Annotated in this window: 11 protein-coding genes; 8 read left to right on the top strand and 3 right to left on the bottom strand. The window is 64.8% G+C overall.

Annotated features, from left to right (window positions below; all coding sequences use genetic code 11):
* Positions 1–2 precede the first annotated feature (2 nt).
* From NCS28_RS07565 to NCS28_RS07535, 7 genes are all read left to right on the top strand, one after another.
* A complete protein-coding gene (locus NCS28_RS07565) occupies positions 3–302 on the top strand; it encodes a hypothetical protein (protein ID WP_502801163.1) in 300 nt (99 codons plus the stop codon).
* 202 nt (positions 303–504) lie between these two features.
* Positions 505–1,131, top strand: coding sequence for a biliverdin-producing heme oxygenase (locus NCS28_RS07560; RefSeq protein ID WP_250513244.1), 627 nt, complete (start codon positions 505–507; stop codon positions 1,129–1,131).
* Complete coding sequence (locus NCS28_RS07555) at positions 1,131–3,515, top strand: ATP-binding protein (protein WP_250513243.1); 2,385 nt, start codon at positions 1,131–1,133, stop codon at positions 3,513–3,515. The genes NCS28_RS07560 and NCS28_RS07555 overlap by 1 nt, the downstream gene beginning before the upstream one ends.
* Complete coding sequence (locus tag NCS28_RS07550) at positions 3,508–3,972, top strand: response regulator (RefSeq protein WP_250513242.1); 465 nt, start codon at positions 3,508–3,510, stop codon at positions 3,970–3,972. Before NCS28_RS07555 ends, NCS28_RS07550 begins: the two co-directional genes overlap by 8 nt.
* A 74-nt stretch (positions 3,973–4,046) precedes the next feature.
* Positions 4,047–5,984, top strand: coding sequence for a hybrid sensor histidine kinase/response regulator (locus NCS28_RS07545; RefSeq protein WP_250513241.1), 1,938 nt, complete (start codon positions 4,047–4,049; stop codon positions 5,982–5,984).
* 143 nt (positions 5,985–6,127) lie between these two features.
* On the top strand, positions 6,128–6,598 hold the full coding sequence (locus tag NCS28_RS07540; RefSeq protein WP_250513240.1) for a VOC family protein: 471 nt from the start codon (positions 6,128–6,130) through the stop codon (positions 6,596–6,598).
* A 29-nt stretch (positions 6,599–6,627) separates the two neighbouring features.
* Complete coding sequence (locus tag NCS28_RS07535) at positions 6,628–7,104, top strand: VOC family protein (RefSeq protein ID WP_250513239.1); 477 nt, start codon at positions 6,628–6,630, stop codon at positions 7,102–7,104.
* A gap of 1 nt (position 7,105) precedes the next feature.
* Here NCS28_RS07535 and NCS28_RS07530 read toward each other — a convergent pair whose 3' ends face one another.
* Both NCS28_RS07530 and NCS28_RS07525 read right to left on the bottom strand, forming a co-directional pair.
* Positions 7,106–7,921: an ABC transporter permease gene (locus NCS28_RS07530; RefSeq protein WP_250513238.1), complete on the bottom strand. Its 816-nt coding sequence runs from the start codon at positions 7,919–7,921 to the stop codon at positions 7,106–7,108.
* A complete protein-coding gene (locus NCS28_RS07525) occupies positions 7,918–8,607 on the bottom strand; it encodes an ABC transporter ATP-binding protein (protein WP_250513237.1) in 690 nt (229 codons plus the stop codon). The genes NCS28_RS07530 and NCS28_RS07525 overlap by 4 nt, the downstream gene beginning before the upstream one ends.
* A 144-nt stretch (positions 8,608–8,751) precedes the next feature.
* Here NCS28_RS07525 and NCS28_RS07520 point away from each other — a divergent pair, with 144 nt between their 5' ends.
* Positions 8,752–11,124: an AsmA family protein gene (locus NCS28_RS07520; RefSeq protein WP_250513236.1), complete on the top strand. Its 2,373-nt coding sequence runs from the start codon at positions 8,752–8,754 to the stop codon at positions 11,122–11,124.
* 11 nt (positions 11,125–11,135) lie between these two features.
* Here the strand turns inward: NCS28_RS07520 and NCS28_RS07515 are convergent, their stop codons facing one another.
* On the bottom strand, positions 11,136–13,244 hold the full coding sequence (locus tag NCS28_RS07515; RefSeq protein WP_250513235.1) for a TonB-dependent receptor family protein: 2,109 nt from the start codon (positions 13,242–13,244) through the stop codon (positions 11,136–11,138).
* Between the last annotated feature and the right edge of the window lie 33 nt (positions 13,245–13,277).

The raw sequence follows: 13,277 nt of genomic DNA, 5'->3' as shown, positions 1-13,277 counted from the left end.
TCATGAAGCAGACGAACACGCCTGCAAGCGCGTCCGAACGCGGACGCGAGATGGCGAGCAAGGACGGCGAGACTCAAGGGCACGACGATGCGTCGAACGCGCCACTGCCTCACGAGCGGGATCAGAACGTCGAATCGCAGCATGAGGACGATGCCCGCGAGGTCGGCGAGCAGGCGCATGAAGACATCGAACGCGGTCTTGTCGATACGGACCGTCGCGGCGGTGGCGACTATCAGCGCGAGACGCAACGCGACGAACACGTGAACGAAAACAGCGACGAAGCGCGCTCGCCCAAGCGGTGAACCGAACGGTGAAAAGCCGCCTCGAATGGCACCTCGCGGTCCGCTTGCGTAGAATGAATCGTTGATCATGAGCGGGTTTGGATGGCAACGTTTGCAGCGTTTTTTCTACCGATGCGCGCAATGCGTGAACGCACGAACCGGTAAGCCCTTCCGATGCCTGCTTTCTTTGCCCGCTTTTCGGACCGAAGCCATATAACGGAACATGCCACTCGACCTTCTGTCCCGTCTGAAGAACGAAACCGCCGCGTGTCATGCGCGGCTCGAGCATGCGCTCGACCTCATGCGCGACGATCTGCAGCGCGACGAATACATCGCGCTGCTCGAACGATTCTATGGCTATGTCGCGCCGTGGGAAGATGCGGCGGCCGCCTGCATGCCGGCATCGCTCGCAGATTTTTTCGATGCACGCCGCAAGACCGCGCTCCTCGCCGCCGACCTCGCCGCGCTGACTGGCGAGACGCAGCTCGGCGCTTGTCTGCCGCAAGCCGATTCGCGCGATGACTTGCCGCGCATGCAAAACATCGGCGATGTATTCGGCTCGATGTATGTAATGGAAGGCAGCACGCTCGGCGGGCGCTTCATCGCGCCACATGTCGCGGCGCGTCTGGATCTCGCGCCGGGACTCGGCAATGCCTATTTCGACGGCTACGGCCCGCGCACGGGCAGCATGTGGAACGCGTTTCGCGAGACTGCGGTGGCGAGCGTGCCCGAACATCGATACGACGATGCGGTGAAGGCCGCCATCGCGACGTTCGAAAGCCTGCGCGCGTGGCTATGTCCCGAAGCCGCCGATGCCGAATGTTTGCAGCCGGCGCCGGGAGCCGTCTGATGAGCGAGTCCGCAAGCGAGCCGCCCATCGGCGCGAGGGCGTCGCACGATACGTCGCATGAAGCATCGCAAGGACCGCCCGATGCCGAAGCGCGCCGGCGCACGCTCAGTTCGGGCATCGCGAGCAAGGATTGCGATGCCGAGCCGATCCACATCCCCGGCGGCATCCAGCCGCACGGTGTGCTGCTCGTGCTCGACGAGGACCTGCGCATCGTGCAGGCGAGCGAGAACCTTGCGTCGCTGACAGGCGCCAACGTCGACGCATCGCTCGGCGCGCCGCTCGATGCGGTGCTCGGCGCGGCGGCTGCGCAACGCGTCGCGCAGGCGGCTGCGACATCCGCGCTCGAAGACGCGCCGCTTTACATCGGTCCGATCGACGTGACGGCTTCATCTTCCGACAGCCCGATGCGTTTCGATGTCACGCTGCATCGTCATGAAGGCGCCCTCATCGTCGAGCTGGAAACCGCCGCGGCAACCGGCGACGCGTTTGCATCGATGTATCCGCTCGTGCGTACCTTCGCGCGCGGACTTCAGGGCGCGGCGACCGTGCAGGCGCTCGCCGAGCTCGCGGTGCGCGAAGTGCGCGGGATCACGGGCTTCGGCCGCGTGATGCTCTACAGCTTCGACGAGGAAGGCCGCAGCCACGTCCTCGCGGAAGACCGCGACGATGTTTATCCTTCTTTCCTGCACCAGTTTTTTCCGGCATCGGACATTCCTCGGCAGGCGCGCGCGTTGTATCTGAAGAACCGCATCCGCCTCGTCGCCGACGTGAACTACACGCCCGCGCGGCTCGTGCCGGGCATGAACCCGATCACGGGCCGTCCCACCGATCTCACGTACGCGACGCTGCGCAGTTTCTCGCCGGTGCATCTGGAGTACATGCGCAACATGGGTACGCATGCATCGATGTCGGTGTCGATCGTCGTACGCGGGCAGTTGTGGGGACTCATCTCCTGTCACGATCAGCATGCGCGTATCGTGCCGTTCAATACGCGCGTCGCGGTCGAGCATCTCGGGCACATGTTGTCGTTGCAGATCGAAGCGAAGGAAGAGCGCGCCGAAGGCGAGTATCTGGCCGCGCTGCGCCGCACGATGGGCCGCCTGATCTCCGCGATGGGCGAGCACGAGAACTTCGTCGCGGGGTTGCAGGCGGTGCCGGACGACGTCTTGAGCTTCGCGCGCTCGGCGGGCGCGGCGATCGTCTTCGACGATCAGATCACGCTGCTCGGCGCGACGCCCGGCGAGGACACCGTGCGCGCGCTCACGAACTGGCTCGCGGAGCACACGTCCGGCGTATGGGCGACGGACTCGCTCGCGCGCGAATGGCCGCCGGCCAAGGCGCACGAGGACAGCGCGTGCGGCGTGCTCGCGGTGCCTGTCTCGCAGATCTTTCGCAACTATCTGCTTTGGTTCAGGCCCGAAGTGATGCAGACCATCGAGTGGGCGGGCGAGCCGGTCAAGATAGAAGGCGCCGATGGCGCGAGTACGCCGCGCACGAACTTTTCGCCGTGGCTCGAAACGGTGCGCGGACATTCGGCGATGTGGCGTCAGGGCGAACTCGAACTCGCTGGCGAACTGCGCGGCGCGCTGCTGAACATCGTCCTGCGCCGCGCGGAAGAGCGCGCCGAGCTCGCCACCGAACTCGCGCGCGCGAACAAGGAGCTGGAAGCGTTTTCGTATTCGGTGTCACACGACTTGCGCGCGCCGCTGCGTCATATCGCGGGGTACGGCGATCTGCTGCGCGAGCAGGAAGGCGAGCGCATGTCGGACAAGAGCCGGCGCTTTCTGAACAACATGCTGGATTCGGCGCGTTTCGCGGGGACGCTCGTGGACGATCTGCTGACGTTCTCGCAGATGGGCCGCGCGGCGCTGAGGCCCGCGCCCGTCGATCTCGGGCAACTCGTGCGCGGCGTCGTCCAGGAGTTCGAGGCGGAAGGCGCGGGAAGGCGCATCGAATGGATCATCGGCGAGCTGCCGCGCGTCACCGGCGACGCCGCTTTCCTGCAGCTTGCCGTGCGCAACCTGATTTCGAACGCGGTGAAATATACGCGGACGCGGGAATCGGCGAAAATCGAGATATTCGCGACCCGAAACGGCGATGAATACGTGGTAGGCGTGCGCGATAACGGCGTCGGCTTCGACATGAAGTACGGCGCGAAACTGTTTGGCGTGTTCCAGCGGCTGCATCGCGCGGAAGAGTTCGAGGGCACGGGCATCGGACTCGCCAACGTGCGGCGTATCGTCGAGCGCCACGAAGGGCGCACATGGGCCGACGGGCGGCTGGAAGAGGGCGCGGTATTCTATTTCTCCCTGCCGGTCGTATTCCGCCATGCGAATGGAACGCAGGGCGCGCCAGGTACAAAGTCAAGAAAAGACCATGCTTAAACCGATTTTGCTCGTCGAAGACAACCCGAACGACCTCGAACTCACGCTCGTCGCGCTCGACAAGAGCCAGCTCGCGAACGAAGTGATCATTGCGCGCGACGGCCAGGAAGCCATCGACTATCTCACGTGCGAAGGCGAATGGAAGGAGCGCGCGCCCGGCAATCCGGCGGTGATCCTGCTCGACCTGAAGCTGCCGAAGATCGACGGCCTCGAAGTGCTCGACATGATCCGCTCGAATGCTTCGCTGAAGAGCGTCCCGGTGGTCATGCTGACGTCCTCGCGCGAGGAACGGGATCTCGTGCGCAGCTACGAACTCGGCGTGAACGCCTATGTGGTCAAACCGGTGGAATTCGCGGAGTTCGTCGAGGCGATCAGCGATCTCGGCGTATTCTGGGCGGTGCTCAACGAACCGCCGCCGGGCTCGACGCGCTTTCGCCGGCCGCCGCCCGCGCAATGACCGCAGTGCCCATGTTCACGAACTCGCCCAGTCCGGTGTCCGCCCAAGCGTCCTTTCAAGAGGACGTCTAGATCATGCAGCCCCTGCATCTGCTCCTGGTCGAAGACAACGCACTCGATGCGGAGTTGACGATCGCCCAGCTTGAGCGCGCGGATTACGCCGTCGATGCGTCGATCGTGTACGACTCCGCGGCGTTCATCGCCGAACTCGGGAAAAAGCGTTTCGACGTCATCCTCGCCGATTTCGTGATGCCGACGTTTTCCGGCATCGAGGCGCTCACGATCGCGAGCGAGCGCTCGCCCGATACGCCGTTCATCTTCGTGTCGGGTTTGCTCGGCGAAGAACATGCCGTCGACATGCTCAAGCGCGGCGCGACCGATTACGTGCTGAAGCAGCGCCTGCAACGCCTGCCCGCGGTCGTGCGCCGCGCGATGCGCGAAAGCGCCGAGCGCGCGCAACGCATCGCGGTCGAGCGCGCGCTGCGCGAGACGGAGACGCATTTCCGCCTGCTCATCGATGCATTGAAAGATTACGCCGTCATCACGCTCGATCCCGAGGGGCGCATCCGCACATGGAACGCGGCGTCGGAGCGCATTCTGGGCTTTCCCGCGCAGGACGTGCTCGGCCAGTCCGCGAGCATCTTCTATGCGCAGGAAGACCGCGAAGCGGGCGTCTTCGACGCGGAGCTGGAGACGGCGCGGCGCGAAGGAAGCGCGAGCGACGACCGCTGGCTCTGGCGCAAGGACGGCCATTCGTTCTTCGCCTCGGGCGTGACGACCGCAATCCGCAGCGAGCACGACGAGCTGATCGGCTTCTCGAAGATCGTGCGCGACGCGACCGACGCCCACATGGCCGCCGACGCGCTGCGCCTCGCGAAGGATCAGGCGGAATCCGCGAATCGCGCGAAGGACCATTTTCTGGCGGTGTTGTCGCATGAGTTGCGCACGCCGCTCACGCCGATTCTCGCGGCCGTGCGCCTGCTCGAAATGAAGCATTCGCTGCCGCGCGAGGCGCATCCGACGCTCGATCTCATCCGCCGCAATGTCGAGCTCGAGGCGCGTCTGATCGACGACCTGCTCGATCTGACGAGTATCGCGCGCGGCAAGCTGTCGCTCAATTTCGCGAACGTCGCGCTCGATACCTTGCTGACGAGCGCGCTCGACATGTCCGAAGCCGATCTGCGCACGAAGGGCCTGACGCTCGACACGCGCTTCGATGCGGGCCGCTTCGTCGTGCTCGGCGATGCGGCGCGTCTGCAGCAGATCGTCTGGAACCTGATGAAGAACGCGGTGAAGTTCACGCCGGCGGGCGGGCGCATCGACGTGCGCACCTGGAATCCCGATCCGGCGACGATCGCCGTGTCGGTGACGGACAGCGGCATCGGCATCAGCGCCGAGGCGCTGCCGCGCATCTTCTCCGCGTTCGAGCAGGCCGACGATTCGATCACTCGCTCGTTCGGTGGTCTCGGGCTGGGACTGGCGATCGCGAGCACGCTGGCCCAGAAGCATGGCGGCACGCTCTCCGCCCATAGCGAAGGGCGCGACACCGGCGCGCGCTTCACGCTCACGCTGCCGCTCGCGAGGGTTCAGCCCGCGCACGAGGACGAGCCGCGCGTCGAGGCCGCGAGTCAGGAGCAGGGGCGCGCGCTCAGGGTGCTGCTCGTGGAGGACAACGAGCAGACGTCGTCGGCGATGGCGGAAGTGCTCGAAATGCTCGGCCACGAAGTGACGGTCGCGGTTACGGTCGCGCAGGCGCTCGAACGCGCGAGGGGCGGGCCGTTCGATCTGCTCGTCAGCGATATCGGCCTTCCCGACGGCAGCGGGCTCGACATCGCGCGCGCCTGGCAGACCGTTCAGCCCGACAAGCCTTCCGTGGCGATCACGGGCTACGGCATGGACGAAGATATTCGCCGCTGCCGCGAAGCGGGTTTTCGCGATCATCTGACCAAGCCCGTCAATTTTTCGCGGCTTGAGGCACTGATTCAATCGCTCGCGGAACGGCCTTCGAAATAAGCTATCCCCGAGGCTATCCACACGCGGACCAACAAAATTTGACGGCGGCGTGCGTAGTCGTGTCGATTGACCGGCTGTCCGTTCGTTGTAGGGTGTGAGAGCCGCGCCAAACCGGCGCGCCTCATTCACAACACGGAGCCGATATGTCCACTTCCGCCGTCAAACCGATCCCCGAAGACATGCATTCGCTGACCCCGCATCTCGTCTGCGCGGGCGCGGCCGATGCGATCGAGTTCTACAAGCGCGCTTTCGACGCGGTCGAGCTGGGCCGCATCCCCGGACCGGACGGCAAGCTCATGCACGCGATGGTCAAAATCGGTGATTCGACGCTGATGCTCGTCGACGAATTTCCGCAATATGGCTCGGTCGGTCCGAAGGCCGGCAACCCTTCGCCAGTCACGATTCACCTGTATGTCGAAGACGCCGACGCCACCGTGAAACAGGCCGAAAGCGCCGGCGCGAAAGTGACGATGCCTGTCGCCGATATGTTCTGGGGCGACCGCTACGGGCGTCTGGAAGACCCGTTCGGTCATCAATGGTCGGTCGCGACGCACGTGCGCGACGTGAGCCCGGAAGAAATGAAGCAGGCGATCGGGCAGCAACCGTGCGCGTGACGCACGAATCCTCGAACGGAGACTCGCACATGGACAAGATTTCGCCCTGTTTATGGTTCGAAGGCGCCAACGCCGAAGAGGCCGCGAACTTTTATGTCGACACCTTCAGAAATGCGCGCATCACGGAGATCATGCGTCATACGGAGTCCAGTCCGGGACCGGTGGGCAGCGTGCTCGCAGTCCTGTTCGAACTGGAAGGCGAGGCGTTCCTCGCGCTGAACGGCGGCTCGGAATTCAGGTTCACGCCGGCCATGTCGATGTTCATCAAATGCGATACGCAGGAAGAGATCGACCACTACTGGGACAAGCTGTTGGACGGCGGCCAGTCGCTGGCCTGCGGCTGGCTCACGGATCGCTTCGGCGTGACGTGGCAGATCGCGCCGAGGCGCCTGCTCAAGATGCTGCAGGACCCGGACCCGGTGAAGGCCGATCGCACCATGAAGGCGATGCGCGAGATGATCAAGCTCGATCTCGCGACGCTCGAGCGGGCGTACAACGGCGAGTAAGCTATGCCGCGCGCCTACGGGCTTTTCGTTCGACGAGCTTCGACGCCATGAACCGGTGATCGCTCGAAAAGAGCCGCCGATACGTCAGCACGACAGCCCCGACCACGCCGAGCCCCGAGGCCGCCGCGATCAGAAACATGATGACGATCTGATACCGCACCGCCTGCAACGGCGACTGCCCGGCGAGCACCTGGCCCGTCATCATGCCCGGCAGACTGACGAGACCGACCACGGCCATCTGGTTCAGGGTCGGAATCATGCCCGCGCGCACGGCCTGGCGCGCGGGCCCTTGCGCCGCTTCCCAGCGCGAGGCGCCGAGCGCGAGCGACATCTCGACCGCCGCGCGTCCGGCGGTCAGTTCCTCCGTCATGCGCTCGATGCCGAGCGAGACGCCCGTCAGCGTGTTGCCGAGAATCATGCCGAGAATCGGGATGGCGTATTGCGGCTCGTACCACGGATGAATCCGGATCACGACAAAGAGCCCGAACGCGCCGATCAGCCACGAACTGCCCCAGATCGACGCGACGCTGTCCGCGCGCTGTCCCGCGTAAGTCCGCCGCCCGCGGCCGGAAGCGGCAAAGCCCGCGATGATCGTCATCAGCGCCATCAGCGGCAGCACCACATACCAGCGATCGAACGCGAACACCCAGCCGAGCACATAGCCGATCAGCAGCAATTGCACGACGGTACGGATCGCGGCGACGAGCAGCTTGCGTTCAAGCCCGAGATCGAGCGCGACCGAGAGCGCGCCGTTGACGACGATCAGCGCCGCCGCCAGGCCGATATCGAAGAGACTGAGGTTCTGATAGCCGCTCATCGCGTGTCGCCTCCGAGCACGCCCGCGTCCATCGTCAGGTGACGGGTGGCGACGCGCCGCGCCTGTTCCGCATCGTGCGATACCCAGATGCACGCGCGCTCCGGCCCAGCGTCGAACCACGCGCCGACGAGCGCTTCGATCGAACGCGCCGATGCCGGATCGAGCGATGCGGTCGGCTCGTCGAGCAGCAGCACATCGGGCGCGAGTTGCAGCACGCGCACGAGCGCCGCGATCTGCGCTTCGCCGCCTGACAGATCGCTCGCGAGCTTGTCGAGGAAATCCGCGCCGCGCCCGGCTGCTTGCGCCAGCCGCGTCGCCGCGTCGCGATCGAAATGCGTATCGCGATAGGTTTTCAGTGTGAACGGATAGCGCAGATTGTCCTCGACGGTGCCATCGAGCATCGTGGGACGCTGCGCGATATACGCGACGCGCCGCCGATAAGCCGGTATGCCCGCACGTGCGATGCGCTCGCCGCGCCACGCGACATAACCGGCGTCGCATGCATCGAGCAGCGCGAGCGCGCGCAGAAAGACGCTCTTGCCGGAGCCCGAGGGCCCGGTGATCGCCGCGCGCTGGCCCGCATAAAGCACGAACTCCGTGGGATGCAGAAGCACCGCGCCGCGAAGCGCATCGCGACGCACGACGCCGTGCGCGGCGACCAGCTCGATAGAAGGCGTAAAAGGCATCTATTTATGTGGGGTCGAGTGCTTCGAGCGGACATCTTACGGACATTCGGTGTTCAGCGGCCATCTATGCGACAACCGGCGCGGCTTGCGCGGGCACACTATGTGCTGCCGCACTCATAATCAGAAAAAACGGATGGAGCCGTCATGCCGCAGGCCAGAACGACCGGAAAAATCGGAAGGATCGTCGCATGGGTTTTTGCCGTTCTGGCGGTTCTGATCGCAATACTGGTGGTCATATTCCTGACCTTCGACTGGAACCGTCTGCGGCCTTGGGTGGACGACAAAGTGTCCGAAGCGATCGGCCGCCGCTTCGAGATCACGGGCGATCTGAAAGTGGGCTGGCATCGTCCGCCCAACGAAACGGGCTGGAAACGCTGGGTGCCGTGGCCGCGCTTCTCCGCTGAAAAAATCACCATCGCGAATCCGGACTGGGCGCGCCAGAAATTCTTCGCGACGCTCGACGAGATCGATTTTCAGGTGGCCGTGCTGCCGCTGCTAGCGCACGACATCGTGATCCCGACGATCAATCTCGTGAATCCGTCGATCGATATCGAGCGGCTCAAGGACAATCGCAACAACTGGACGTTCAAGTTCAAGCAATCGACGGAACCGTCGACGTGGAATCTGAGGCTCGGCGACATCTCGCTCGCGAAGGGCACCGTCGACGTGCACGATGAAGTCACCAAGGCCGAGATGCAGGTCGTCATCGATACGCTCGGGCAGCCCGTGCCGATCGGCGATGCGCTCAAGCAGCAGGAAGCGGCGTCCGCGAAGTCGTCGGCGGAAATGGTCGGCAAGAGCGGCGCGGCGAAGCTCAACAAACAGGCCGATGCGGCCGCGGCGTCCGAAGCGTCGGCGGCGTCCGCGGCGTCGGCGGCTGCCGCGGCGAATGCGTCCGCGCCCAATCCGGCGAGCACGTCGGCGAATACCAGCATCACGACCAAGGAAGGGCCGAAGCCGCCGATTCCGCCGTACGCGTTCGGCTGGAACGTGAAGGGCACGTACAACGGCGGCAAGGTGTCAGGCGACGGCAAGCTGGGCGGCGTGCTGGCCGTGCAGGACGCGACACGCCCGTTCCCGGTCCAGGCCGACGTGCGCCTGGGCGACACGCATATTGCGTTCGTCGGCACGGTGACCGATCCGGCGCATCTCGCCGCGCTCGATCTGCGGCTGTGGATCCAGGCCGTCAGCATGGCGCATCTCTATCCGTTCACCGGCGTGACGCTGCCCGAGACGCCGCCTTTCGCCACGGAAGGGCGGCTGACCGGCCAGTTCCGCGAAGACGGCAACGTGTTCCATTACGAGAACTTCACGGGGCGCGTGGGCGGCAGCGACATCAACGGATCGCTCGTGTATGCCGGCAAGAAGCCGCGGCCGCTCCTGCAGGGCGAGCTCGTGTCGCATCTGTTGCAGTTCAAGGATCTCGCGCCGATCATCGGCGCCGATTCGAACGCGAGCAAGGCCAAGCGCGGCGAGACGGAAAAGCAGCCGACCTCGAAGGCGCTGCCGACCGAGGAGTTCAAGACCGATCGCTGGAAGGCCATCGACGCCGACGTGAAGTTCACCGGCGAGCGCATCGTCAAGGATCCGGATCTGCCGATCACCAACCTGTACACGCACGTGCTGATGACGAACGGCGTGCTCTCGTTCGAGCCGCTCAAGTTCGGCGTGGCGGGTGGATCGCTCGCATCGAACATTCATCTCGACGGCAGCGCCGCGCCGCTGAAGGGACGCGTATCGGCGCAGGCGCGGCATCTGAAGCTGAAGCAGCTTTTCCCGACCGTAAAGACGATGCAATCCGCGCTCGGCGAGATCAACGGTGACGCCGCGCTCTCCGCCACCGGCAACTCGCCCGCGGCGCTCGCGGCGACGTCGAACGGCGAGGTGAAGGCGCTCATCACGCAGGGGACCGTCAGCCGTCTGTACATGGAGGCGGCGGGGCTGAACGTGGCGAACGTCGTGTACGAGAAGCTCTTCGGCAAGCGCGACGTGAACATCAACTGCGCGGCGGCGGATTTCGTCGTGACCGACGGCGTGCTCGATTCGCGCGTCTTCGCGCTCGATACCGACGACGCGGTCATCAACGTCGATGGCACCATCAATCTCAAGACGGAGGACATGGACCTGGGCATCCATCCGCACACGAAGGGCTTGCGCATTTTCTCGCTGCGTTCGCCGCTTTACGTGAAGGGCACGTTCAAGGATCCGCATGTCGGTGTGAGTCCGGTCCTTGCGCTGCGCGGCGCCGCCGCCGTAGGTCTGGGGCTGATCAATCCGTTCGCGGCGCTGATTCCGCTCATCGCGCCGAGCAACAGCAAGCCGCTGCCTTGCCAGCAGATGCTCGCCGACATCGGCCGCCCGCCGAGCGCGCCGCCCGCCGGTCAGAAGCAGCAGGCGAAGGCGGCGCCGGCGTATATGTCGTCGGATGCGGCGGCGAGCGGCGCGGCGAAGGACAAGGGCGCGAAGAAGCCCGCCGCGCCTGCGCCGGCGAGTGCGGCGCAGTATCGGGGGAGCTGAGCCTCGCGCGGTTAGAAGGCGTACCGCACGCCCGCAAAGATGCTGCGGCCTTCGCCCGGATAGAAGATCGCGGTCGACGACGCCGTCTGCGCATTCGCGATGGTGCTGATGTCGCTCACGTAGCGCTTGTTGGTCAGATTGCGCGCATCGAGAAACACCGACAGGCCGTTGCGAAAGTCCATTCCCGCCTGCACGCCGAGCAACGTATAGCCTGGCACGCGCAGCGTGTTGGCGTCGTCGGCCCAGGCGCCGGCCGGCACCCAATCGACCGATGCGGACACGTGAAATCCGTCGGGCCGCGAGTAGCCGAGCACCGCGCGAAGCACATTCACGGGCACGCCCGCAATGCGGTTATTGCCGTACTGCGGATCGTCCTTGAAGCGGAAATCGCTGAGATTCCACAAGCCCGATAGCGTGATCTTGTCGCCCGCGCCCGCGCGCGTCACATCGCGCCAAACATCCACCGATACGCCCGCCTCGATGCCCTGCAGCACCGTCTTGTTCGCATTGAAGGTCGATGCCGGGATGTCCGGGTTCGTCGTGTATTGCAGCAACTGGTCGCGCACGAGCGACCGATACGCAGTGAGATCCCAGCTCACGCGATCGCGTGTGCCGCGCGTGCCGAGTTCGAGCGTCCACGCATGTTGCGACGTGAGCGGCGTGAAGCGCGTGGTGTTCGCGAAGGTCTGCGTGAGATCGGTGAAATCCGGCACGTCTTGGCTGCGCGTGATGTCGATATAAGCCTGGATCTCGCGATTCGGCTGCCACATCAAGCCGAGTTTCGGATTCACGCCGCTGAACGTCTCGCTCGCCGACTTGTAGTTCGGGTCGGCCGCGAGCCCGCCGTGATCGACATACTTGCGCACGTCGCGCAAGGCCTTGAAGCCGGCCATCAGCGCGAACGTCGGCAGGAAGAACAGGCGGTCTTCGACATACGCCTCGTAGTTGTAGGCGCTTTGCGTCGAATCGAGTGTCTGCGCGCCTTCGTTGCCCGACACGTTGACGTATTGCCGCGCCTGCGTGGTGCCGCCGAAGAAGCGCGCGCCGGCGATCAGGTCGTTGCGCATCCCGCTGACGTTGAATGTCGCGGTATAGCGCGGCGCGAAGCCGTAGGTCCAGCCGTCCTGATCGATAACCTGGAAAATCGGGTGATAAAGACTCTTGTGGATCGCCCAGGTCACAAAGTCGAGCTGGCCGACATCGAGCTTGACGGTCGTCTTGTTGGCGATGCGCTCGGTGCGCGTATCGCGCGCTTGATCGCCGGACAGCGCGCTCGCGGCGGCCTTCGTCGGATTGTTAAGCGCGTCGCTCAGTGATAGCGTGCCGGGCAACTGCTGATCCACGACATACGCGCCCAGATAGAAGCGTGTCTCGACACTCGGCGAGAAGCGATAGCCGATATTCGCGTTGAACTGTTCGTACTGCCCGCGCTCGTGATCGCGATAGCCGTCCGCATGATTCACCGAGAACGTGCCGATGAAATCCAGCGGGCCCATCACGCGCGAGAACTGCGCGCTGCCTCTGACCGTGCCGTAGCTGCCGCCTTCGAGCCGCAGTATGTTGGCCGCTTCGGCGGTGTAGGCGCTGGGCGTCACGAAATCGATCGCGCCGCCCATCATCGACGATCCATACGCGAGGCCGTTGCCGCCTTTGTAGACATCGACGGATTGCAGCGCGAGCGGATCGATCTGATAGTAGTCGCCGCTGCCATCGGCGAGATTGGTCGGGATGCCGTCCTGAAGGATCTCCAAGCCGCGTGTATGGTACCCGCGCGCGAGGCCCGAACCGCGAATCGACACGCGCAGCTCCTGCCCGTAGCGGTTCTGCACGAATACGCCGGGCACGTTCTTGAGGACGTCGCGCAGCGTGAAGGCGTAGGTGTTCTGATAGTCCGCGCTGTCGACGAAGCCCACGGAGCCGACCGTATGATCGAGCGTGCGCTTTTGTTCGGCGACGTTTTGCGATGTCAGCGAATGTTGCGCCTGTCCCTGCACGATCACGGCGGGCAGCGTCGTGGGCTGGCTGGTTTGCGTGGGTTGCGCGGCTTGAGCGAAGGCGCGCGTGGCGAACAGCGCGGTGATGCCCGTCACGAGGGCGCTTTGTCGGGCGAGTCGCTTCACGGCTGCGTCCTCGCGATGTCGAAGGATCGGGCG

The organism is Caballeronia sp. INDeC2, assembly GCF_023631325.1.
In the GTDB taxonomy this organism is placed as follows: Bacteria; Pseudomonadota; Gammaproteobacteria; order Burkholderiales; family Burkholderiaceae; genus Caballeronia.
Note: the sequence above shows the minus strand (reverse complement) of the source record. Positions and strands in the feature narration are given on the sequence as shown.